Annotated in this window: 22 protein-coding genes; 10 read left to right on the forward strand and 12 right to left on the reverse strand. The window is 43.2% G+C overall.

The features are described 5' to 3' along the window. Positions 1-90: 90 nt before the first annotated feature. The 10 genes from speB to codB form a co-directional block, all read right to left on the reverse strand. Positions 91-963 carry an agmatinase gene (gene speB / locus D4N35_RS05935; RefSeq protein ID WP_120071570.1) on the reverse strand — a complete coding sequence of 291 codons (873 nt, stop codon included), beginning with the start codon at positions 961-963 and terminating at the stop codon, positions 91-93. Positions 964-1,083: 120 nt separating this feature from the next. After that, entirely contained in the window at positions 1,084-2,961 is a 1,878-nt protein-coding gene (htpG, locus tag D4N35_RS05940) for a molecular chaperone HtpG (protein ID WP_120071426.1), read from the reverse strand. A 134-nt stretch (positions 2,962-3,095) separates the two neighbouring features. Beyond that, positions 3,096-4,490, reverse strand: a complete 1,395-nt coding sequence (locus tag D4N35_RS05945; protein WP_235870308.1) for a polysaccharide deacetylase family protein — start codon at positions 4,488-4,490, stop codon at positions 3,096-3,098. A gap of 438 nt (positions 4,491-4,928) precedes the next feature. Further along, complete coding sequence (locus D4N35_RS05950) at positions 4,929-6,359, reverse strand: S8 family peptidase (RefSeq protein ID WP_235870305.1); 1,431 nt, start codon at positions 6,357-6,359, stop codon at positions 4,929-4,931. Between the two features lie 169 nt (positions 6,360-6,528). Continuing rightward, positions 6,529-7,104 (reverse strand): C1q-like domain-containing protein, encoded by a 576-nt coding sequence (locus D4N35_RS05955; RefSeq protein ID WP_120071430.1) that lies wholly within the window; start codon positions 7,102-7,104, stop codon positions 6,529-6,531. Positions 7,105-7,131: 27 nt separating this feature from the next. Continuing rightward, positions 7,132-7,671 carry a C1q-like domain-containing protein gene (locus tag D4N35_RS05960; RefSeq protein ID WP_120071432.1) on the reverse strand — a complete coding sequence of 180 codons (540 nt, stop codon included), beginning with the start codon at positions 7,669-7,671 and terminating at the stop codon, positions 7,132-7,134. A 286-nt stretch (positions 7,672-7,957) separates the two neighbouring features. Continuing rightward, a complete protein-coding gene (locus tag D4N35_RS05965; protein ID WP_120071434.1) occupies positions 7,958-8,230 on the reverse strand; it encodes a hypothetical protein in 273 nt (90 codons plus the stop codon). Positions 8,231-8,811: 581 nt separating this feature from the next. After that, on the reverse strand, positions 8,812-9,105 hold the full coding sequence (locus D4N35_RS05970; RefSeq protein WP_120071574.1) for a hypothetical protein: 294 nt from the start codon (positions 9,103-9,105) through the stop codon (positions 8,812-8,814). 272 nt (positions 9,106-9,377) lie between these two features. Beyond that, complete coding sequence (locus tag D4N35_RS05975) at positions 9,378-10,646, reverse strand: cytosine deaminase (protein WP_120071436.1); 1,269 nt, start codon at positions 10,644-10,646, stop codon at positions 9,378-9,380. A gap of 3 nt (positions 10,647-10,649) precedes the next feature. Next, the gene (gene codB, locus D4N35_RS05980) at positions 10,650-11,909 is read right to left on the reverse strand and encodes a cytosine permease (protein ID WP_120071576.1); all 1,260 of its coding nucleotides are present in this window, start codon (positions 11,907-11,909) and stop codon (positions 10,650-10,652) included. A 327-nt stretch (positions 11,910-12,236) separates the two neighbouring features. Between codB and D4N35_RS05985 the strand changes: the two genes are divergently transcribed. The 4 genes from D4N35_RS05985 (at position 12,237) to D4N35_RS06000 (ending at position 16,719) form a co-directional block, all read left to right on the forward strand. Further along, positions 12,237-12,923 (forward strand): response regulator transcription factor, encoded by a 687-nt coding sequence (locus D4N35_RS05985; RefSeq protein ID WP_120071438.1) that lies wholly within the window; start codon positions 12,237-12,239, stop codon positions 12,921-12,923. Next, positions 12,924-13,925, forward strand: coding sequence for a sensor histidine kinase (locus D4N35_RS05990; protein WP_120071440.1), 1,002 nt, complete (start codon positions 12,924-12,926; stop codon positions 13,923-13,925). Positions 13,926-14,024: 99 nt separating this feature from the next. Beyond that, positions 14,025-14,786 (forward strand): ABC transporter ATP-binding protein, encoded by a 762-nt coding sequence (locus D4N35_RS05995; protein ID WP_120071442.1) that lies wholly within the window; start codon positions 14,025-14,027, stop codon positions 14,784-14,786. Further along, complete coding sequence (locus D4N35_RS06000) at positions 14,776-16,719, forward strand: ABC transporter permease (RefSeq protein ID WP_120071444.1); 1,944 nt, start codon at positions 14,776-14,778, stop codon at positions 16,717-16,719. Before D4N35_RS05995 ends, D4N35_RS06000 begins: the two co-directional genes overlap by 11 nt. A 549-nt stretch (positions 16,720-17,268) precedes the next feature. On the opposite strand, the gene D4N35_RS06005 is transcribed toward D4N35_RS06000, so the two are convergent. Continuing rightward, positions 17,269-18,438 carry a TraB/GumN family protein gene (locus D4N35_RS06005; protein WP_120071446.1) on the reverse strand — a complete coding sequence of 390 codons (1,170 nt, stop codon included), beginning with the start codon at positions 18,436-18,438 and terminating at the stop codon, positions 17,269-17,271. Positions 18,439-18,676: 238 nt separating this feature from the next. Between D4N35_RS06005 and D4N35_RS06010 the strand changes: the two genes are divergently transcribed. Beyond that, on the forward strand, positions 18,677-19,111 hold the full coding sequence (locus D4N35_RS06010; RefSeq protein WP_120071448.1) for a hypothetical protein: 435 nt from the start codon (positions 18,677-18,679) through the stop codon (positions 19,109-19,111). Beyond that, on the forward strand, positions 19,099-19,389 hold the full coding sequence (locus D4N35_RS06015) for a DUF2653 family protein (protein ID WP_120071450.1): 291 nt from the start codon (positions 19,099-19,101) through the stop codon (positions 19,387-19,389). The genes D4N35_RS06010 and D4N35_RS06015 overlap by 13 nt, the downstream gene beginning before the upstream one ends. Positions 19,390-19,485: 96 nt before the next feature. Here the strand turns inward: D4N35_RS06015 and D4N35_RS06020 are convergent, their stop codons facing one another. Beyond that, positions 19,486-20,535, reverse strand: a complete 1,050-nt coding sequence (locus D4N35_RS06020) for an NAD(P)/FAD-dependent oxidoreductase (protein ID WP_120071452.1) — start codon at positions 20,533-20,535, stop codon at positions 19,486-19,488. Between the two features lie 139 nt (positions 20,536-20,674). Here D4N35_RS06020 and D4N35_RS06025 point away from each other — a divergent pair, with 139 nt between their 5' ends. The 4 genes from D4N35_RS06025 (at position 20,675) to D4N35_RS06040 (ending at position 24,472) form a co-directional block, all read left to right on the forward strand. Continuing rightward, the gene (locus tag D4N35_RS06025; protein WP_120071454.1) at positions 20,675-21,520 is read left to right on the forward strand and encodes an ABC transporter ATP-binding protein; all 846 of its coding nucleotides are present in this window, start codon (positions 20,675-20,677) and stop codon (positions 21,518-21,520) included. Next, positions 21,507-22,388 carry an iron-hydroxamate ABC transporter substrate-binding protein gene (locus tag D4N35_RS06030; RefSeq protein ID WP_430722771.1) on the forward strand — a complete coding sequence of 294 codons (882 nt, stop codon included), beginning with the start codon at positions 21,507-21,509 and terminating at the stop codon, positions 22,386-22,388. Before D4N35_RS06025 ends, D4N35_RS06030 begins: the two co-directional genes overlap by 14 nt. 69 nt (positions 22,389-22,457) lie before the next feature. Next, positions 22,458-23,459 (forward strand): FecCD family ABC transporter permease, encoded by a 1,002-nt coding sequence (locus D4N35_RS06035; RefSeq protein WP_120071459.1) that lies wholly within the window; start codon positions 22,458-22,460, stop codon positions 23,457-23,459. A gap of 2 nt (positions 23,460-23,461) precedes the next feature. Beyond that, entirely contained in the window at positions 23,462-24,472 is a 1,011-nt protein-coding gene (locus D4N35_RS06040; RefSeq protein WP_120071578.1) for a FecCD family ABC transporter permease, read from the forward strand. The last annotated feature ends 26 nt before the right edge of the window (positions 24,473-24,498 follow it).

A 24,498-nucleotide genomic window follows, 5' to 3' on the forward strand; every position in this document is an offset into this window, starting at 1 on the left:
AATTTTATACGAATATCTTTGAAAAAAATTATACTTTCTTAGAACTCAATTTGAAAAGCCGCTCGGAATGGAGCGGCTTCAATTTATTTCTTATTTTGCCTTATCTTGATTCAACTGAACGGCTGCAAGGCTTCCAAAGTTGTGCACAATGGTTGCTGCCAACAGAGCCGTTATTTGGGTTGGATCGAAGGACGGCAGCACTTCCACAAGGTCAAAACCTATAAAGTTCATGTCTGTCAGGGAACGGACCATTTTTAGTGTTTCATGGCTGCTAAAGCCCCCAACCTCTGGAGTTCCGGTACCCGGCGCATAGGCTGGGTCAACAAAGTCAATGTCAAAGGTTAAAAAACAAGGTGTATTACCAATAATGTCTTTAACTTGTTGAACAACATCGTCAATTCCCCGGTTGAACAGCTCATCCTGTGTAACAACGTTGTAGCCCAATTCCAAGCTGGAATCAATATCCCAGCCACGCATGCCAATTTGAATCACTTTATCCGGCTGGACAAGCCCCTCTTCATGTGCCCGGATAAAAGGAGAGCCGTGCCAGTATTTTTCATCCATATATGTATCCCATGTATCTGTATGAGAGTCAAACTGAAGCAAGGCGACAGGTCCGTAAACCTTGGCAGCTGCACGCAGACTTGCTAATGTGATGGAGTGGTCTCCTCCCAGCCCGATAGGAATGATGTTTTTCTTCATTAGTTCCAACATGGCTTTTTCCATAATATCATAACTTTTATGAATATTTTGGGTGATAACAGGCAAATCCCCCATGTCAATAGCTTGCGTATCTTCAAAAGGCGAAACTTTCAGCAATTCATTCTGCGGTGATAAGGTCAAAGATGCCTGACGTATCGCCTGCGGGCCAAACCTTGCGCCTGCCCTGTAGGAAGCCGCCGTATCAAAAGGCATTCCCAAAATGGCCACTTTGGGGTTTTCCCTTTCGGAAGGCAGCCTCATAAATGTGCCTGACGTGCAAAAATCCGGGGTAAAATTTTCAAATGGATTCGACAATGTCCATACCTCCTGCAAATAATTTATATGAAGAGGGCAGCCCCGTTTCTTGGGACTGCCCCATGTTTATACCATAACCTTGCAAATATCATTTGTAAATTCTATTGGATCTGCAACCGGCAATCCTTCGATGAGCAGCGCCTGATTATACAGGAGATTTGTATAAAGGGCAGCCTTTTCTTTATCTTGTTCGAAAGCGGCTTTCAATGACCTGAATACGTCGTGATCCGCATTGATTTCGAGGATTTTATCCGCTTTTACTTCCTGGTTGTTCGGCATGGCGCTGAGGATCTTTTCCATTTCAATGGAAACCTCCCCGTCAGCCGTCAGGCACACCGGATGGTTTTTAAGGCGTGTGGAAATTTTGACATCCTTCACTTTGCCGGAAAGGGTCTCTTTCATATAATCCAGAAGGTCCTTGTTTTCCTTTTCTTCCGCCTCAGTCTTCTCCTTGGTTTCCTCATCAATGCCCAGGTCACCGCTTGCGACAGATTTAAATTCTTTATCTTTATAGGACATCAGCATTTTAATCGCAAACTCATCGACATCTTCCGTAAAGTATAGAATCTCATACCCCTTGTCCGCCACAAGCTCGGTCTGCGGCATCCGGGCGATTCTTTCATTCGTTTCGCCGGTCGCATAGTAAATATATTTCTGGTCTTCCGGCATTCTTGATACATATTCATCGAGTGTGACAAGCTTCTCTTCTTTGGAAGAATAGAACATCAACAGATCCTGCAAGACGTCCTTATCCTGGCCGAAATTGTTATAGACGCCGAATTTAAGCTGACGGCCGAAAGATTTGTAGAACAGTTCGTATTTTTCCCTGTCGTTCTTTAAAAAGTTCTCCAATTCCCGTTTGATTTTGCTTTGGATATTTTTGGCGATAAACTTCAACTGCCGGTCCTGCTGTAAAATTTCCCTTGAAATATTCAGCGACAAGTCTTCGGAGTCAACCATCCCTTTGACAAAACTGAAATAATCGGGCAACAGATCCGGACATTTCTCCATGATCAGTACGCCGCTGGAATACAGCTCAAGCCCTTTTTCGAATTCTTTCGAGTAATAGTCAAAAGGAATATTTTCTGGGATAAATAGGATTGCATTATACCTGACAGTGCCGTCGACTTTAATATGGATATGCTTGAGGGGCTTGTCAAAGCCATAATGTTTCTCCTGATAAAAGTTCACGTAATCTTCGTCAGTCAGTTCGCTTTTGTTCTTTCTCCAAATCGGAACCATGCTGTTGATCGTCTGTTCCTCTTTGTATTCCTCGAATTCATTTTCGCTGCCTTCTTTCAGCCTGCTTTCGGTGACTTCCATCTTGATTGGATAGCGAATGAAATCGGAGTATTTTTTGATGATTGATCTTAAGCGATATTCCTCTAAATACTCATCATAATTTTCATCCTCGGTGTTTTCCTTGATCTTCAAGAGGATTTCAGTGCCGACGTTCTCTTTTTCATACGGCTCGATTGTATAGCCGTCCGCGCCGGTGGATTCCCATTTAAAAGCCTGATCGCTTCCGAAAGCTTTTGTTAAAACCGTCACCTTGTCCGCCACCATAAAAGCAGAATAAAACCCGACACCGAATTGGCCGATGATGTCATGGCCGTCTTTAATCTCATTTTCGCTTTTGAAGACATGCGAACCGCTCTTGGCAATGACTCCGAGGTTGTTTTCAAGCTCTTCCTCTGTCATTCCGATCCCGGTATCCATTACTTTCAAGGTCCGGCTCTCTTTGTCGGCATCAATTTTTATGTAATAATCCTCACGGTTAAACGTCAAAGAGTCATCCGTAAGCGCCTTGTAGTACATCTTGTCAATTGCATCACTCGCGTTTGAGATCAATTCCCGCAAAAAGATTTCACGATTGGAGTAGATGGAATTGATCATCAAATCAAGCAGTCTTTTGGACTCAGCTTTGAAAGCCTGTTTTGCCATCTGAAAATCCCCTTTCCATTGGTCCTTGGCACTCTATCCGCATGAGTGCTAATATTTAATTTAATAACATATAGAATGAAGGCATGTCAATACAAACACCAAAGGAGCAGCCCGTGCTGCTCCTTTCAAATTGATTATTTCAAACTTCCAAAATGCGGGCCTGTCCCCTGCTCTTCTTTCCAGTTGAGAAGCTGGGACACCGTGACAAATTGATAGCCTTCCTTTTCCAATTGAGTCAAAAGATTCGGCAATGCATCTGCCGTTGAGGAATGGATATCGTGCATAAGGACCATTCCCCCCGGAGCAACGCTGCTTTCGACTTTTTTTTTCACCGAAAAAGCATTTCGGATCTTCCAATCCAAAGAATCCACTGACCAAAGAATGATAGAATCGCCGTTTTCTTTTGCGTATTTTACAAAATGATCGTTATAGGCGCCATAAGGAGGACGGAGCAGATGAGGAGTTATTCCGGTTGCTTCCACAATTTTTTCCTTCGAATAGTCCATTTCCTCTTTTATTTTCTTCGGCCCTAATTTCGATAAGTTCGGATGGCTTCTAGAGTGGTTGCCGATTTCATGCCCCTCTTCCGCCACTTTCCGGGCAAGCTCAGGATAATAATCCACTTGGTTTCCAAGCATGAAGAAGGTGGCTTTTGCATTGTGTTCCTTCAATGTTTTCAGTATTCTTGGCGTTACATCTGGACTTGGACCGTCATCGAATGTCAGCGCCACATATTTACCATTCGGATCCAGTTTCAATTGTTCCTGCTGAATGATTTTTTCTTTTTCAAGCTTCTGCTCTTTTGGCATTTTTAAAAATGAATCAACGTCTTTCTGCAGATAGATATACATCTTTTCAACGGGGACATCAATTTCAATAGCGCCAGCCGCTCCTGCGGCAATTTTGTATTCATCTATGTATAAGGAAAAGTTCTTGCGGTCGATGGACCATTCCCAGTCTTCCGGATGCTTCACCCACTGATTAAAATCTTCAACAACCAAATACGGCTGGATTTCTTTATTGTTATGAAGCTCATCCCAAACAACCTTTTGAATGCCTTCCAGGTTGTCTTTATTCAAATCCAAAATATCGCCGATTTTTAGAAAGCGGTCATTTTCAATATCGATGTTGAAAACTTTCACCGTATTCTGTCCGTTTGCTCCGCCGTTTATCATATATTTCCGGAAAACAAGGCTGTAATAATCTTCCGTAATCCGATTGGTCTCCATCTGGATGTTGAGATCGGCACGCATGCCATCTGTAAGCTCCTCTTTGTTTTGTACGGCTTCCTCTATAAATTTCTCTTTCTGGCCCTTGATCCATTTATTAATGGATTTATTGACATTCTCACTATCTATGTCAGGTTCGTTGATAGAATATGTATATTCATCCGTCTGCTTTGTTACAGTCTTCAGGTTAATCTTAGGATACTTGCTGACAACTTTCTCCTCTTGGATTTCTTCCTGGCTTTTCGCCTTGATTGAGACGTTTACCAGTCTGTCAATTCCCCCGATTATAAGAAAAATCACCAAAAACAATAGAATCCACCCAGGTAATTTGATCCGTCCAGCCAATTGAAAAACTTCCCTTTTTATAAAGTTTGCCCGACAAAAATATGTATCTGCAACTCTTTTAATTTTACACCGAGGTTTCAATTATTACAATTGGATTACGGGGTTTTTCACAAAAAATGAACACTTTAAGAAGGAGCGCTTCATGGAGCTTTTTTGGGGGGATGGGCGGGCGGAGCCAGTGACCGCGTTACGCACTTTTGTCCCTTCGCGGGCATTGGAGAGCGGAGCCAGTGACCGTGATAAGGATCAAGACACTCTTAAGGGGATCAGTCCGCCACCCAACCATTAAAAAAAGTCCTCATAAGCATTTCATGAGGACCAAAAAACGGCAATTATGGCAATTATAAGGAAATCCTACATTATTGTTTTATGGATTATCATATAATCCTTCGTTTACTTTAAAGCTCTGTAAGCATTCAAATGCCCGCTTCCAAAGTTCTTTTTGTCGGTACCCTTTACTGGATCGACAGCCGTTTTGTATAACAGGTCCTCCAGTTTTTTCGGCGGCATTTTTCCATGTTTGTCGATTAGCAGTGCAGCGACAGCAGATACTTTTGGAGTAGCCATGGATGTACCGATGGACCAATAGTAGCCGCCATCTTCACCTGCACTCAGGTTGAACTCCTGTTCAAACAGGCGCTTGTTTATATATTCATCAAACCTTCCTTCTGCTTCATATTGATCGTACATTCTCGCATCCCCGCCCACTGCGGCAATGTCTATAAATCCCGGACCGTAGTTTGAGTAGTTTGCCAGAACATCTTTCGGTCCCGTTGCAGAAACCGTCACGACACCCGGAATGGTGCCCGGCACTTCAAAACCGGCTCCGACAGCATAAAGCCCATATTCGGCAAGTTCTAAATTGATATATTCCATGACCTCTTTTTTATTCGTTGCATTCAGGCTTTCATTTCCTGCAGCCACAACTACAAGAGACCCTTTGCCTGTAGCATAATCGACGGCACGTTTGTAGGCTTTGAAATCCGCCACATCATTTCCGAGATTTTCTTTTTTCCCTGTTTCAGGATCAATATAAAAAATTTGCCCCTTGACATCAAATCCGCCCAAACTCATGGAAATGACATCCACCCCATCGTTGGCTGCGGCAACCATTGCTGCAATAATCCATGATGTTTCCGCAGAGCTGGTGCCAAATACGCGATAAGCCCGGATTCCTGTATCCGGTGCTACGCCCAGCATGGCCCCATTTGCTGCGATGGATCCGGCAACATGGCTCCCATGCCCATGGAGATCATCGAATGCGTTTGGATCTCCATTTTCATATGGTTCCGTCCCTTGGAATCCTCCGGCCGGAACAAAGTTTTTGGAACCAGGCATCAGGTTTTTCACCAAGTCTGGATGATCCCGATCGATTCCTGTATCAATCACTCCCACGACGACATTATGGGAACCCGTTCCAAGCTTATAGCTTTCCCCATTATTTGTGATGCGCTGAATATCCCATTGCTTGTCCCAAAGAACCGCATTACCGGGACTGATATTGTTTGCTTTGATCCTGTGTGCCTTAGGCAGATTCCACTTAATCGAAGGATTGGCCGTGCTTACACCAGAAATCCCTTTCAATTTTCCAAATGCCTTTGATGGAACCTTCACTTGAGCAAAGCCAATTTCCGGAACGGTATAGGTTACTTCTCCGCCCAAGCTTTTTACCTGCTGGTCAAATGTGGAAGGAATGGAATTCTTGTTAAACAGGACCGAATAGCGCTGCTCTTTCGAGCCATTCGCTTTTGCATGACCGGCAGGCGGAAGGAAACTCAATAAAAGAATGAAGCTGGCAATAACGGCAAAGAATTTTTTCATCATGCTCCTCCTCGGCAAAATTTTAAGAAATTTCTTTCTTAAAAATACTTTCGCCGGGAGGCTTGGGTTTTCCTTTGATTCTTTTGGCCTAAAGTTTCTATGCCTTTTTCCAAGCCGCCGCATATTTTTTTGATGCTTGGCCTGCCCTTCTTTTTTTCCTTGTTCGTTCATACTAACTAATCCTTACCCCTTCAAAGCGCACTCGGTCTGGGGTGGAAAAATTGTTGATTGTTCCGGCCACACCGCTTCTCGTTATGACATCTACGGTATCCCCAGCCTGTAATTGAACGATTGCCGAGACATCCGTATAACCCTCATTACCGGGAAAATAATCAAAAGCCGAGGCTATAACGTTACCATTCACGCGTATGAATAATTCAATAAAATATGTTTGGCCTAATACTGACGGTAAAAATACGATACTTGCATTAAACGAATATATCCCACTTTGTTGAGGGATGAAGTTTCCGGTGGCAGTGTCGTACTCACTGTTAATATCCAATCGCTCTGTCGTATATAATACTTTTGTAAAAGTAAGTGCTGCTAAAGGGTCAGGACCAGTTCTGACTGCCCTGAATGCAGAAGTGGTTTGGGCAATATCCAATTCAGCTGCAGCAGGTACTGTAAAATCGCCCTGTTCGTTGGAGGTTGGTGCAATGGATTGTCTATTTAATCCCCTTGTCACATTTGGGGCTAAAAGCGGACTGGATTTGCTATAACCCTTTCTTCTTCTTTTACGAGATGACATTTTCCTCCCTCCTTTCTTCTAATTATTTTAAATTCCAGAAGATGATAGCCTGGCGGCAGCAAAATGTGTACCAGAGGACGCAAGAATGGTCCCGGCTGCGGTGCTTCTCATCGCAACAGTTACCTCATCTTCTGCGTTTAATTGCAAAATATCAGAAGTTGATATAATCCCTGTAAGGCTGCCCACAAATGATTCATTGTTTAGACTGAACGTAACGCCATTAATAAGAAAAACAATTTCTAAAGAGAAATTACCGATGACAGCAGGTTGAAATGCGTAAGAAGCTTGGAGTGAATACACGCCGGTTGTTTGCGGCGTAAATGTGGAATTGGCGGGATTATATTCATTTGCCAAATCAAATTGTTCGTTGGGAAAAAAAATTTGGGATGCTGCATTTGCAGTAACAGGCTGGGGTGTGCTATTAGTCGCCCTAAACGCTGAATTTGCCTGGGGACGACTTCCTGGATTTCTATTCAATCCCGGCGTTACATTTCGGGATAATAACGGTTCTGACAGATTGGGAGAACGCCTGGCTCTTTTTAATCTATTTGGCTGTCGTATAGACATTTTTTCTACCTCCTTTCTTATCAAATGCCAATTTGCAATACATTATACGGTCTTCGGAAAGTACTAGTAACGGCAGTTGCCGCAGGAAGATAAAAAAGGCTTCAACCTCAAATCATATGTATAGCTGAACGCCAAAAAGAGCAGCTCAATAATATCAAGCTGCTTTATTATAAATATTAGATTAGACCATCAATCGAAAGGATAGTAGCTTTATTTGCTTTATTCTTCTTCCTCTAAATCATCCGGATATACAACTGTATCAAATACTTCCCCTGTCTCAGCATTTTCAAGAGCTATCGCCACCTTGGCCTCTTAAGCGATGCTGGTGGCTGTACATGACTTTTCCATAAATGCCTTTATTAATGATAATCTCAAAGCCCTGTTCATCAAGGGCTTCCAAGTCTCTTTTAATTGCCCGGGGATCAAAGTCAGTCTCGCTTGAAAAAGCATGTTTCAACTTTTTGGCCAATTCTTTCATGCTTAGCTGATTGCTCTCATCCGTTTCTTCGAACAAAATTGACTCCAATGCAAGTAAATGTTGACTTCCCTTTACCTCCATAACGGAATTCACTCCCCTAAAAATATTCTTTCTTTATATGGATTCTGAAGGATTTATACAAGACTCCGTACGAAAAGTCCCCTTCACGTATGTACATATAACAATCCACCCCTATTATATAATGTTGATTCTGCGAGGATAATGGGTATATAATAAACACAGAAGCAATAGAATAAAAAAAGAGAATGCTGCTGGTAACAGCATTCTCGGTATAGCAGTCAACCGCATAGGTGCGGCGGCCAATTGGCGAAAAAAGTCAATCCTTCACCTACTTGCCTGGCAGGGTGGATTACTTTTTTCCATTCCTATCGATCAACACAATGATCAATGTCAAGAATGCACAAAAAGCAATGATGTGATCAGTAGTAACGATCATACGCGTCACCCCCTTTCTATCTATCTGTGGGGGGCCGCCGCACCCTGCGACTGCTATTTCTATTATACTAACTTTTCGTCAATAAGTCTGTCACTCTGACAGGCTTTTTATTTTGCCACCGGCTTGTCATCCCGTAGAATATAGATTAACCAGAAGATCGTAAGAAGGGAGAAGAATAGCTTACCTTCATAACGGAATTCACTCCCTAAAAATATTCTTTCTTTATATGAACCCTGAAGGCTTTTATAAAAGACTCCGGTGATGATGGCACGGTGTACGAAAAGATCCCCCTGCTCGTATGTACATATAACAATCCGCCTTCGTCACCCATTTTTCGAAATGATAAATCGGAAATATCCCTTATTGGGAACTCGCGGTGTTTTGTAACGAGACGGTCTTGATAAAGATAGATTTTTCGTTCCTCTTCTTCGGATACGATTTCACCGTCAATGATTTGCCTTCGGACTTTGACATACGGCTGAACGGCCAGCAGACCCATAAAAAACCTCCAAATATCAAGCTTTCCTTTCATTTTGATACTTCCGGTATTCAATGTAAAGAAAAGCGCAAGGCGCGCAGCCTTAGGCGCAAAGCTAGCCTACGCTTGCGAAGGCGTAGTTTGCCTTCAAGAGATTGGCTTAATCCTTGTGCCGATGGAGCCTGAAGCTGGGCCTATCACATCATCATTCCATATAGATGTTTCATCCAAATTTTTATCATTCTTTAAAAGTCAAAAAACCCCAAAGAGCATAGTTCTTTGAGGTTTAGTTCTTATGGCCTGACAAAGTCAACTTTTTCTTCCGACCCTAGATTTACTGTGGTTTCGCTTGGCTTCGTTTCGGAAATGATGCGGCCGTTTCGAATAGAGTATTTGACAACTGCCTGCCTGCGGATCGCTTCGTATTCATTCTCGGCGGAAAGGACGATCAGGTTGCCAGGCTTGCCTTTTTCGATTCCGTAGCTGTCTTCTATATTTAGCGTCCTGGCGCTATTTTCAGTAATTAGATCGATGGAGTTGACGATCTGTTCGTAGCCCATTAGCTGTGAAGCGTGGATGCCCATATGAAGCACTTGGAGCATATTTCCTGTTCCTAGCGGATACCATGGGTCGAAAATGTCGTCATGCCCGAAGCAGACGTTCATTCCGGCTTCCAGCAGCTCTTTTACGCGCGTCAGCCCCCGTCTTTTCGGATACGTATCAAACCTTCCCTGCAGGTGGATATTGACGAGAGGATTGGACACAAAGTTGATTCCGGACATTTTTAAAAGCCTGAACAGTTTGTACGTATAAGGATCGTTATAGGAGCCCATCGCTGTCGTATGGCTTGCGGTTACCCGGCTGCCGAGTCCCCGTTCATAGCTTTCGGCTGCTACAACTTCGACAAAGCGGGACTGTTCATCATCAATTTCATCACAATGGATATCAACAAGGCGGTCATATTTTTCCGCCAGGTCAAAGGCTGTTTTCAGTGAATTGACCCCATATTCCCGTGTAAATTCAAAATGGGGGATTCCGCCGACGACATCTGCACCCATTTTCAAGGATTCCTCCAGCAGCTCCGCTCCGTTGGGATAAGAAAGGATTCCTTCCTGCGGGAAAGCGACAAGCTGCAAATCCACATAAGGAGACATTTCCTCTTTGACTTCCAGCATTGCCTTCATTGCTGTTAAGTCCGGATCCGTTACATCCACATGAGTACGGACATGCTGAATCCCCTGGGCAATCTGCCATTTTAGCGCAGTTTTGGCCCTTGTTTTGACATCTTCCAGCGTAAGGGTTTCTTTTCTTTGCGACCATCTTTGAATGCCTTCAAATAATGTGCCGCTTTGATTCCATTCCGGCTCCCCGGCCGTCAATGTTGTATCCAGATGAATGTGCGGCTCGATGAAAGGTGGAAGGACAAGAGAGCCGTCCACATCCAATACTTCTTGATCCGTTTGCTCAACAGCCCCCTGGGAAATGTCCTCAATTTTACCTTCCCTGACGAAAATGTTCCACAAGCCGTCTTTGCCCCGGAGTTTTGCATTTTGAATGATCATCGTTTAGCCCACCTTTTCTGTAACGATTATTTCTTCAGTTTGTTTTTTAGCAAACAGCTTGGAAAGAACGACAAACGTAATAACTGAACCCAACAGCGAATTGACAGGCGGGATGCCTGGAGCAAGTTCGGCAATGGCAACCCCTGCGGCCCATGCGACTATGGCCGTCCAGTTGACCGCTTTAAAAGTCATTTCTTCAAACTTTTTGTACTTGCCGCGGTTCACGATGAAGAAGTCGGCCAATATGATGGCACCGATCGAAGGCAGTGTTGAGCCCAAAATCGTCAACCAATCCACAAAGTTGTTGTAAAGCCACATCGCCAGTATCGTACCGACAATCCCGTTAAAGATGACGACTTTGCTTCTGGGAATTTTTGTGATATTGGAAAATCCAAGTCCTGATGCATACAGAGCATTGTCATTCGTTGTCCAGATGTTCAACCCCAACACAATAATGGCCGGCACGATCAGATTTTGCAAGAACATGACCTCAGAGATATCAGATTGCCCTGTAGCGATTGCGCCAACGGCACCAAAAAGGAACATGAGTGAATTCCCGATGAAAAAGGCGATAACAGTCGAAACGACGGCTGAACGTTTCGTTCTCGCAAAGCGGGTAAAATCAGGCGTCAATGTTCCAGCGCTTATAAAGGAACCTACACAAATGGTCAAAGCGGCCGCCAGTCCAATCGCTTCTGTCGGCTGGTATTGAAACAACCCTTGCATGCCCCCGACTGATTCTGTCGCTTTGAATACGGAAAAGCTGCCAAGGATCGTAATGAGCGGAACTGCTATAAAGCCGAGAATCGTTAAAGCTTTCATGCCGAAAAACGCTGTAACGGTCATGAGGATTCCTGCAATTCCAATCAAAAGATACGTATCCAACCCCGTCACTTTTTGAACAGGGACAGCAAACATCGCGACACCGACCCCAAACCAGCCGACTTGCGTTGCAGCCAGCAGGAAAGATGATAGGTAAGATCCTTTTTCCCCGAACGCGTAGCGGGCAAGCAAGTGGGTGGATAAACCGGTCTTTGCCGCGATATACGCCAACGCCCCTGTATAGGCGCCAAGGATTAAGTTGCCCGCAAGAGTGATCCCGATAAATTGCATGAAAGTCAAGCCCTTGCCAAGCGTGCCTCCTGACCACATGCTGGCGGAGAAAAATGTGAGTCCCAACATGACGACCAGAATCTGCCAGAAATTATTGCGGTGTGATTGAGGCACTGCCTCCAATGAAAAATCCTTGTCTATCTTTTCCATCCCAATTCCTCCAATATGAATTAAATTTTGAACTGGTACTGAAGAATTATTCAAGGGTGGAAAAAGAAAAAGGCCTCCTGCCGTTTTTTCCGACAAGAAGCCTGTCTCTACATGAAACAATGGCGAAAATGATATTTCTCGCTCACCGCTTCATATATCCGTTGTCCTTGCCAGCCTCACGGGACTGAATTAAAGGTACCAGTATGAAACTGGACTTATTATTTCAAAAAAAATTAAGTGAGTCAACATGAAATTTCAGGATCCTTTTCCAATACAGCCCCTTTTCATATACAATACTTTTAAAGACTTAAAAAGAACGGTGATCCCATGTTTAAAATCTTTCTAATAGAAGATGATGCGACTTTGTTCAATGAAATCAAAGAGCGGCTTTCGCAGTGGTCGTATGATGTATATGGCGTGACTGATTTTGGCCGGGTGCTTCAGGAGTTTGCCGCCATCAAGCCGGATCTGGTAGTGATTGATATCCAGCTTCCGAAATTTGACGGTTTCCATTGGTGCCGGATGATCCGCTCCCACTCCAACGTGCCGATCATCTTTTTGTCCTCACGGGACCACCCGACGGACATGGTGATGTCCATGCAGCTTGGAGCGGACGATTTTATCCAGAAGCCCTTCCACTTTGACGTGCTCATTGCCAAAATACAGGCAACCCTTCGCCGCGTCTACAACTACAATACAGAATCTATGGACATGAAAACCTGGTGCGGCGCAACCGTCGACTACGCGAAAAATACCGTTACCAACGAAAACGGGACAGTCGAATTAACGAAAAATGAAATGTTTATCTTGAAGATTCTCATTGAGAGGAAAAATACTATTGTCAGCCGTTCCGATCTGATCAAAAGCTTGTGGGATGATGAAAGATTTGTCAGTGACAACACGCTGACTGTCAATGTAAACCGCTTAAGAAAAAGCTTGGGAGAAATAGGGCTTGGCAAAATGATTGAAACTAAAGTGGGCCAGGGCTACATGGCGAAAGAAGAGGATCAGTAGATGTTAAAAAAATTTTTGATTGAAAGGCGCAGCTGGATTTTGCTGTTTTTATTTACGCAGCTCCTGCTCCTTTTTATCGCCTATATAGATTCATCCATCCCGATCAACTCCATCATTTATATCGTTTTTCTATCTTTCATGATATTTATGATCTTTTTGGCGGTCCGCTACAATAAAGAAACTCCCTTTTACAAAAGTTTGAAGGAATGGGATGGAAGCCTCGATCTTTCTGAAATAGACGAAGCGGTAGCCCCATTCGAGAAAATAGTGGAACATCGCATCAAGGATCAAACAGAAAGGCAGACGGAAGTCACCACCGCCAACCGGATAGCCCTCGAACAGGAAAGAGATGATTTATTATCCTGGATCCATGAAGTGAAAACGCCGCTCACCGCCATGCATTTGATAATTGAACGGCTGGAAGACGATAAAATAAAGGCACAGCTTACTTACGAATGGCTGCGCATCCACCTTTTGCTTGACCAGCAGCTTCATCAGAAGAGGATTTCATTTATTGAAAATGACCTCCATGTCGAAAAAATTGCATTAGAACCGTTGGTTTTTAAAGAGATTAAAAACCTCCAGTCATGGTGCATGCAAAAAGGCATCGGATTTGAAGTTGATTTGAAAGCAGATGAAGTCCTCAGCGATGAGAAATGGCTCGCTTTTATCATAAGACAGCTGTTAACGAATGCGGTAAAATACAGCGAGGAATCCGACATTATCATTAAGAGTAAGAAGGATCATGATCAAACCTTCCTTGAAGTGCAGGATTTCGGGCGCGGCATCGACCCTAAGGACCTCCCCCGCATTTTTGACAAAGGTTTTACCTCAACAACACATCCGGATAGGGCCGCAACCGGTATGGGGCTGTATCTGGCAAAAAAAGCGGCCGAATCCCTGCTGATCCAAATTCATGTAAGATCTCAACCGGGCAGAGGGACAATCTTTGCTCTAACTTTCCCTAAACCAAACGAATTTGTGAATCTCACACGCATGTGACATGATTGTCACATGCTTTTATTATTTGTTCGGCCAATCGAAGGAAAAAGACATTCAATCCTTTTATCATAAAAATAACGAATAAAGGAGTGAACCTAAATGAGCATTCTTGAAGCGCAAAAAATTTATAAAAGCTACGGGAATAAATTCAATAGACAGGAAGTTTTAAAAGGGATAGACATCGAGGTGGAAAAAGGTGATTTTGTCAGCATCATGGGTGCTTCCGGATCCGGAAAAACAACATTGCTCAATGTCCTTTCCTCCATCGACCGGGTAAGCCAGGGCATGATCAAAATTAACGGCAAGGATATTGTCGGCATGAAAGAAAAACAGCTTGCCGAATTCCGGAAAAATCATCTCGGCTTTATTTTCCAGGAGTATAATCTCCTAGACACTTTGACAGTGAAAGAAAACATCCTTCTCCCCTTGTCGATTACAAAGACGCCGAAAAAGGAAGCTGAGCAAAAGTTCCATCAGCTGGCATCTGAACTTGGCATCGCCGAAATAAAAGATAAATATCCGAATGAAATTTCCGGAGGGCAAAAGCAGCGGACATCCGCAGCCAGGGCTTTCATTCACAATCCAAGCATCATTTTTGCCGACGAGCCGACAGGCGCGCTTGATTCCAAATCCGCTTCGGATCTTTTAAATAAACTGAGCAGCTTAAACGAAAAATTGGGTGCGACGATTATCATGGTCACGCATGACCCGGTGGCTGCAAGCTTTTCAAGAAGAGTGATTTTCATCAAAGATGGACAAATGTATACACAGTTGAACAAAGGCGAAGAAACGAGACAGACGTTCCTGAAGGATATCATGAAAACCCAAGGCGTGCTGGGCGGTGTCCACGATGAACGTTAATCAGATCATTTTCCGCAACTTGAAAAAGAACATAAAGAACTACTATCTCTATGTTTTTGCCTTGATTTTCAGCGTCGCCCTTTATTTCGCTTTTGTCACCTTGCAATATGACCCGGCAATGGACGCGGCCAAAGGTTCCATCAAAGGCGGAGCCGCGCTCCGAGCCGCATCCGTCCTGCTTATAGCCATTGTTTCGGTGTTCCTTTTATACGCCAATCAACTTTTTATTAAAAGAAGGAGCAAAGAAATTGGGCTTTTCCAGCTGATTGGGATGACAAAAAATAAAATCTTCCAGCTTCTGGGCGCAGAAAATTTCATTCTTTATTTCAGCTCTCTGGTGATTGGAATATTGGCCGGCTTTTCCGTATCAAAGTTAATCACCATGATCTTGTATAAGATAACCGGAGTGAATGAGATTGCCACGCTGACATTCTCGTCAAAGGCATTAATCCAAACAGTGGCCGTCTTTTCTGTCATCTATCTTTTCATCCTGATGATGAATTACTTTTTTATCAAGAGACAGAGCATCTTGTCTTTATTCCGGGTCCTTTCTTCCACTGAAACAAAAGTGAAGAAGCTATCCATATTTCAAGTGCTCATCGGAATCCTTGGAATCATTTTGATTGTCACAGGCTATTATGTATCATCAAAACTGTTTGGCGGTGATTTTACAACGGCACCGCAATTACTCGGAGCCATGCTGTTTATTCTCGCCTCCGTCATTATTGGAACATACCTTTTTTATAAAGGTTCAGTAAGTTTTATCTTTCATTTAATCCGGAAAAGGAAGAACGGATATTTAAACATTAACGAAGTGCTTTCGCTTTCTTCTATCATGTTCCGGATGAAATCAAATGCGCTGCTGCTTACTGTCATTACAACAGTATCTGCCTTGGCAGTCGGGTTTTTGTCACTCACTTACATTTCGTATTATTCGGTGGAAAAATCAGCGCGGGACAATGTTCCAGCGGATTTCACCATAACAGACGTAAAAGATGCGGATGAATTGAAAGATACTTTTAAAAAGAACCAGATTGCCTTCACTGAAACAAAAATCAACGTGATCCAAGTGGAAGCCAATATTAAAGACATTCTGGACAGCGACCTGGAGGGTATGAATTTTGACCCCAATGTCATGCAGATGGCCGTCGTCAGTGACAGGGAAGTCGATGGGATCGATGTTTCCCCTGACGATACGGTATTTACCGGATATTCCGATGTGATGCAGAAGTTTATATCTTTTAAAGACTATGGCAAAATCAAGTGGAAAACACAAAACGGGGCAATTACGCAACATTACAAAGGCTTGCGTAAGGAAGTCATCCTGCCCTGGACCTTTACAAGCGGCGGCATGCCGGTTGCCATTGTAGACGATACCGTGTTTGACCGCCTGAAGAAGGATTTGAATCCTAAGATTCAGAAAGAGCCGATTTATATCGGAATCGACATTAAGGATGAAAAAAACATTGAAAAAGCGAATGACATCTTTCGCACGCTTGGTTTTGACGAAATCTGGACTTACAATTCGCTATATGAAATGGTCAAAACCCAAAAACAATTATACGGTCTTTCCATGTTTATTGTCGGCTTCTTGGGACTCACCTTCTTGATTACTTCAGGCTGTATCCTTTACTTCAAGCAGATGGACGAAAGCGAAGATGAAAAACCGAACTACACCATCCTGAGAAAGCTTGGATACACGCGCGGTGACCTGTTGCGGGGCATCCAGTCGAAACAACTCTTCAACTTCGGCATCCCGCTTGGCATCGGATTGCTCCATGGGTATTTCGCCGTCAAATCCGGATGGTTCTTCTTCGGGACGGAGCTGTGGACGCCAATGTTTATCGTGATGCTGCTGTACACTGTACTGTATTCCATTTTCGGCCTGCTGTCCGTTCTGTATTATAAAAAAGTGATTAAAGAGGCGTTGTAATAGTTCCAGATGAACGCGAAGAATATAAAGTAAGCCGCAGCCAGATGAGATACTGGCTGCGGCTTTGTATTTAAAACGCTGGACCTTTATATGGATCCGTTTTTCGACTGAAATGGGTATGTTTTGTCGGAATTGGCAGATTTTTTGCAGAAAAAATAGGATAATATAATTAGCAGTCGCAGGGTGCGGTAGCATTCCCCATAGATAGACGAAAGGGGTGTCGCGAATGATCATCACTCACTGATCATGTCATTGCTTTTTGCTCATTCATCACATTGATCATAATATTGATTGGAATGGAAAAAAGGAATCCACCCTGCTGGGCAAAGTAGGAAATAGATTACTTTTTTCCGCTGATTGGCCACCGCATCTGCGGGTGACTGCTATACCAAGAATGCTTTAACCAGCAGCATTCTCTTTTTTATCTTATATCTTATACTTTCAATATATACCCAATGTTCAGGAGGAATCAACATATGATGGTAAATTAGATTTTCATTAGTTTTAACCCTTCATGCAACCTTCTTTATGGTAAGTCTAAAGGATCACTTACCTCATATTTTCCAAAAACAGCCGAATGACATCCACCCCGCCGACAAATGTACCGACGGAACTTCCTAGATTGGCCAATACGACGACAAGCAGAATTCTCGTTACCTTATTATTCCAAAAACCCTTGAAGCTGAAAACATCTTGCGACATGTTTTCAAAGTCTCTTACATGCGGCCTTCGCATATAGGCCTGAACGGCGCCGGCAAACCAGCCTGCTGCAAGGAGTGGATTCAATGAGGTGATTGGCGAAGCCACAAATGCTGTAAGAATGGCCAATGGATGTCCAAAAGCAAGCGCTGCTCCGAGGGCTGATAAAGAGCCATGCCATAATACCCAGCTGATGGTCTGCTGCCAGCCTGCGGATGGATTGGCGTAAAACGTATAGGCTATCAAGGCAAAAATCAAAATGGGAATGGACCAGCCAATGATTTTCGGCACTTTTGACTTCGGGGGACGTTCGGATAAGCGCTTCAGGTCGTGCTCCTTGTGGATTTCCTCCGTGATTCCAGGGACATGCGCTGCACCGAGGACTGCCACGATCTTTTTCCCGGGAGTTTCTTTGATTTTTTGCGCCAAATATTGATCGCGCTCATCAATCAACGGAACTTTCAATCTCGGGAAGCTTTCGGTGAATTCTTTTAAAATGGTATTGATCGTATCCTGATTTTTCATCTTTTCCAACTCTTCTTCAGTAATTTCCTCATTGCTGAAAATGCTGAAGAACACCTGCGAAAGCAGCTGAGCCTTGCCCCAGAAACCGAGGTTGTTCCAAATACGGGCAAACGTGAGCTGGATATTCCGGTCCGCCAAAACAAGGTTTGCGCCTATTTCCCTGGCGGATTCGATACCCTGGATCATTTCCTGTCCAGCCTGGATGCCAAACTGCTTGGCCATCCGTTTTTGAAACGAAGAGATCGCCAGGTTCATCAGCAGCAGCGTCGCTTTCTTTTCCTTGATGACCTTAAAGATATCCATGTCTTTCCATTGATTTTTATTCTGGATTGACTCGAATCTTTGCTCATCCAGCTCCACACAAACGGAATCCGGCTGCTCGGCTTCGATGACCTCTTTTACCTGCTCCGCACTTTGCTTGGAAACGTGGGCAGTCCCGATTAATATAAACTCTTTTCCATTTAATTCAAGTCTCGTAATGTTTTCTTCTGACATATGTACCTTCCTCTGAAAAAACGGTATTTTGACTCTTACAGGCTTTTCAGATACAAATCCAATGTATCATCCAACTCACCTTTCACCAATTCAATAAAATCCTTGTTTTCAAAAACCTTATACACTGTCTATTATACACTTCCCGTTGAAATCGTTTTAGCCCCAAATCATTTTCATATAGAAAAAGGTGAAGTTAGGCTATAATGATAGTATTGTACAAAATCAACGGAGGATTGAAATGAAAAAAATAATTACAGCATTGCTCACTGCAACACTTCTATTATCTCCAGTCGGAAGCTTTGTTTTTCAGGATCATGCAACAGTTGAGGCAAAAGGCTATAAATCTGGTAAAAGAAGCTTCAATATGAAAAATAACCAGTCAAATTTCCAACAGAAGCAAAAGCAGGAAGCGCCAAAAACAAATTCCACTAAGCAGCAGACGAACCCTAAAGGCGGATTCTTTTCAGGAGGACTGATGAAAGGCCTGATGTTCGGCGGGTTGGCCGGTTTGCTTTTCGGTAGTCTTTTCGCCAACATGGGGGCTTTGGGTTCCCTGTTGGGACTGATGATCAACCTGGCTGCTATCTATGTACTTTTTGCAGTGATCCGTAAAGTGTTCCAAGCCTTGACTCAGCAGAAAAGAAGAGAGGATACCGGACCGTGGGGCAGATAACAATTTCAGAACAGGATATCATTAACGCCATCTGCGTTGATCAATCCCGCAAAAAGCACGTCCAGCCTGAAGACGTGGAAGTGGAATTATTGTATGACGATGACAGTGGCTTTTCCGCAGAGGCCTATGTCAATGGAATGAAGCACGGCCTCGAAACAATTGATATCATTGAAGCGCTGCGGTTATGGCTGGATGAGTTTTTAAATGAATATCCTTATGCGGGAATCGAGCTTGTTCTTGATGACGCTGAGGGGATTATTGCAGTCATAAGCGTATAATTAATAGATTGAGCTGCCTCTTTTGCCACAAATCAATGGCGATGGAGCAGCCCTTTCTTTAAGTATCGACTCCACAATACTAGAGAAGCGGTTATCTTACAACTGAACTATTTTTTTGACCAGCTCTCTATTGCGTTCTTTGAACTTCTCATTATGGGAAGACACCATTCCTGTTTTATCAGCATCCGGATCAATATACTGCTTTGCTTTGTTCACAGCATTTGCAGCGTCCTGAAAAGCCCCAGCTATTAAATTGACTTTCCCTTCGTACATAAGAATATCTCCGGCAGCATAAAGGCCTTCAATGGATGATTCACTGCATGCATTCCCCGCAATATAATAATGATCTGCTCTTCTTATCTTCACCTCGCTGTTATCCAGCAATGCAATATCTCTCTCATATCCATGATTGATAATCACTTCATCAATAGACAAATAGGAAACTTCCCCTGTTTTCGCATTTTTCAATTCTACCTGTTCAATTAACTCTTGGTTGTTACAGGCAATCAGCTTTGTAATAGAGGTATTGAAGAAACAAACAACTGAACTGTCCAAAAGTTGTGTTACCTGAGCTTCATGCGCAGCTAATTTATCTTTTCTATAAGTGAGATACACATTTTTTGCGATAGGCTCCAATTCATTTGCCCAGTCAATAGCCGAATTCCCTCCACCGGAAATGATCACGTTTTTATCTTTAAAATATTTTAATGACTTAACCGTATAATGCAGATTCGACACTTCATACCTATCTGCTCCTTCTATATTCAATTTTTGCGGCTTCAAAATTCCGCTGCCGACCGCAACAATGACTGTTTTCGAATAATGCATTTGTCCTGAAGCGGTATGTAATATGAACATCCCTTGATCATTTTTTGTGATCGATTCAACTTTCTCATTTAACACGACTTCGGGATTGAATGTCAGCCCCTGCTCTACAAGCTGCATAATTAATTTGGCTCCGGTAATCGGCGTTAACCCGCCAACATCCCAAATCATCTTTTCCGGATAAACATGTACTTTCCCGCCCAATTGCGGCTGATATTCAATCAGTTTTGTTTTCATTCCCCTGAGTCCGCTGTAAAAAGTGGAATAAAGACCTGCGGGGCCTCCCCCGATTACTGTCACGTCAAACAAATCCTGTCCCATCCCAATCCGCTCCTTAAATAAACATAAGTGATTCTCATTCTCAATTAAACTGTTGACTTCGCTAAAATAAGCCACTATAGTTATATCATAATGGAATTGATAATCATTATCAATTAAAATTTAACAAGGAGGTAAAAAAATGATCCGCCTGAATACAGATAATTTGAATGTTGGCTATGGTGAGCATCTCATCGTCAAAAACTTGAATGTTGAGATTCCTGATAAAAAGATTACGACAATAATCGGCTCGAATGGCTGCGGCAAGTCGACTTTGTTAAAGGCGATCACCCGGATTATATCTCATCGGTCAGGGTCAATCGTTTTGGATGGCAAAGATATCACAAAAGAGAATACAAAAGTTCTTGCCAAAAAGATGGCAATCCTTCCGCAGACGCCTGACATTATAAATGGATTAACTGTAGGTGAATTGGTTTCATATGGCCGTTTTCCCTATCAGAAAGGATTTGGCCGCCTATCGAACAGAGATATTGAGGTTATTGACTGGGCTCTTGAAGTGACTGGAACAAGTACATTTAAATACCGCTCCGTAGATGCACTGTCCGGCGGTCAGCGACAGCGTGTTTGGATCGCTATGGCACTGGCCCAGGAAACAGAAATTATTTTTCTCGATGAACCCACCACCTATCTGGACATGGCACATCAGCTGGAGGTTTTAGAGCTTTTGCAAAGACTCAATATAGAGCAGGATCGCACTATTATCATGGTTCTGCATGATCTGAATCAAGCGGCACGCTTTGCGGATTATATTATCGCCCTAAAAGATGGTGAGGTTGTAAAGGCAGGAAACAGCGAAGAAGTAATAAACCGTAGTGTGCTAAAAAAAGTGTTTCATATTGATGCGGAAATCGGACGGGATCCCCGTACGAACAAGCCCATGTGCATCACATATAATTTAATCAAAGGAGAACAAAAGAATGAAAAAGATTTGGATTCCATCTCTACTATCGCTCATGCTGTTCATTAGCGGTTGCAGCTCAGCCGAACAGAAAAACGGCTCTGCTTCCAAAGAAAATGAATCTGAAACAATTACATATGAATCTGAAAACGGCCCCATAGAAGTTCCCGCTAATCCTAAGCGAGTAGTCGTCCTTTCCAGCTTTACAGGAAACGTCATGGCTTTGGGCGTCAATTTAGTAGGTGCAGATTCCTGGTCTAAAATGAACCCTCGCTTTGAAAAAGATTTAAAAGATGTCGAAGAAGTTTCTGACGAGAATTTGGAAAAAATTATTGAATTGGACCCGGACTTGATCATTGGATTATCCACTATAAAGAACATTGATAAGTTAAGTGAAATCGCCCCTACTGTGACGTATACGTATGGCAAAGTGGACTACCTGACACAACACTTGGAAATCGGCAAGCTATTGAATAAAGAAAAAGAAGCGAAAGAATGGGTAGACGATTTCAAAAAACGTGCACAAGCTGCCGGCCAGGAAATCAAAGCAAAAATAGGTGAGGATTCAACCGTTTCTGTGATTGAAAACTGGGACAAACAGCTTTATGTATATGGTGACAACTGGGGACGCGGAACTGAAATCTTATACCAGGAGATGAAATTGGCCATGCCTGAAAAAGTGAAGGAGATGGCCCTCAAAGACGGATATTATGCACTATCTTTAGAAGTGCTTCCGGAATATGCCGGTGACTATGTCATCCTAAGCAAAAATTCTGATTTGGATAATTCATTCCAAGAAACCGACACATATAAAAGCATACCGGCTGTAAAGAATAATCATGTATTTGAGGTAAATTCAAAAGAATTTTATTTCAACGACCCAATCACTTTGGAATTGCAGTTGGACTTTTTCAAAAAAAGCTTTCTTGGCAACTGATTTTCGGCAAAAGGAGTATTTTCCAAATAACTCCTTTTCCTTCATTTATAAAAAGAAAAGTGAGAAAAGATGACAAAAGATCAACGTACAATCCCATTTATATACAAACTGATTGCAGGAATGATTATCTGCGTTAGTATGTTTCTTGTTTCAATAGTGTTTGGTGCAGCTGACACAACCGTTTATGATGTGTGGCTGGCATTGACTACAGAAACAACAGGTGAAAAACTGTCAATGATCCGTGAAATTCGATTCCCGCGTGAGGTGGCAGCTATTTTTGTTGGATCCGCACTTTCTGTTTCAGGTGCCGTTATCCAGGGCATGACTAAAAACCCTCTTGCCGATCCGAGCTTACTCGGATTAACTGCAGGAGCAAACGCCGCATTGGCGTTAGTACTGGTTTTCATTCCTACAACCAATTATTTCGGTATTACGATAGCCTGTTTTATTGGTGCAGCTCTCGGAACCATCATGGTCTTTGGGATTAGCGCAATGAAAAAAGGCGGCTTCTCCCCATTTCGCCTTGTTCTTGCCGGCGCAGCTGTCTCTGCCTTCTTGTACGCCATTGCGGAAGGAGTTGGAATTTATTTCAAAGTTTCTAAAGATGTATCCATGTGGACAGCAGGAGGCCTTATCGGCACTTCCTGGAATCAGCTTCAAGTGATCATTCCTTTTATTCTAGTAGGAATACTCGTTGCTTTACTTCTCTCTAAGCAGCTCACTATTCTCAGTTTAAGCGAGGAAGTAGCAATTGGGTTGGGGCAGAAGACAACGCAGGTGAAGGCTATTTTATTCATTGTTGTCATTCTGCTAGCTGGAGCTTCTGTTGCACTTGTAGGAAATTTAGTATTCATCGGACTCATGGTTCCTCATGTTGTGCGCGCAATTGTTGGAACCGATTATCGCCTGATCATCCCGATGGCAGCCATTCTAGGAGCCACTTTCATGCTTTTGGCTGATACGCTAGGACGTACGATTAACGCTCCGTATGAAACACCGGCAGCAGCAATCATTGCGATAATGGGATTGCCTTTCTTTCTGTTAATAGTTCGTAAAGGAGGAAGCGCATGATCATGATTCAGCCAACTTTACTCAAAAAACAGCGACTCATTCTCTTTTCGTTGCTATTACTTATTCCAATCACCATTCTTATTGGGCTGGGTATAGGGTACTCTGCCTTATCTTATGACAGACTAATTCCCACTTTTCTGGGCAAAGGCTCGTTTAAAGAGGAGTTTGTTCTGTTTTCCATTCGACTGCCAAGAATCATCATTACCCTTTTAGCAGGAATGGGCCTGGCATTATCCGGAGCTATTTTACAAGGCATTACACGCAATGACTTGGCCGATCCTGGTATCATAGGAATCAATTCCGGAGCAGGTGTTGCTATTGCTGTATTCTTTTTGTATTTTCTCATAGAGGCTGGATCCTTTATTTATTTACTGCCTTTAGTCGCATTTATAGGAGCGTTATTGACGGCTTCCCTCATTTATATTTTTTCATATAAGAAGAGCGTTGGAGTCCAGCCTATAAAACTGGTTCTGGTTGGTGTCGGATTTTCAATGGCCCTTTCCGGCGCAATGATTGTCCTCGTTTCATCCGCCGAGCGTGCAAAAGTGGATTTCATTGCAAAATGGCTGGCCGGCAATATTTGGGGAACAGATTGGCCTTTTATTTTGGCGGTCCTTCCCTGGCTGGCCATTCTTATTCCATTTACGCTTTTCAAAGCGAACCAGCTAAATCTTCTTGGACTGGGCGAACCTGTAGCTATTGGAGTGGGAGTCTCCATCGAAAAAGAACGTATAACGCTAATGTTCGCTGCTGTTGCATTAGCGGCTGCGGCTGTCTCCGTAACGGGAGGGATAACCTTTATTGGACTCATGGCCCCGCATATAGCAAAAGCATTCGTAGGGCCAAGAAATCAATTATTCATTCCTATTGCCATTCTTATTGGGGGATGGCTTTTATTAGCGGCAGACACAGTAGGCAGAAATATAGGTGACACTGAAGGGCTTCCGGCCGGGATTGTTGTCGCTTTGATCGGTGCCCCCTATTTTATATATCTGCTTTTGAAAAAAAGCTGAAATCAGTTCGCTCCCATATCCCGGTC

This window comes from Siminovitchia fortis (assembly GCF_003605365.2).
Lineage (GTDB): Bacteria > Bacillota > Bacilli > Bacillales > Bacillaceae_C > Siminovitchia > Siminovitchia fortis.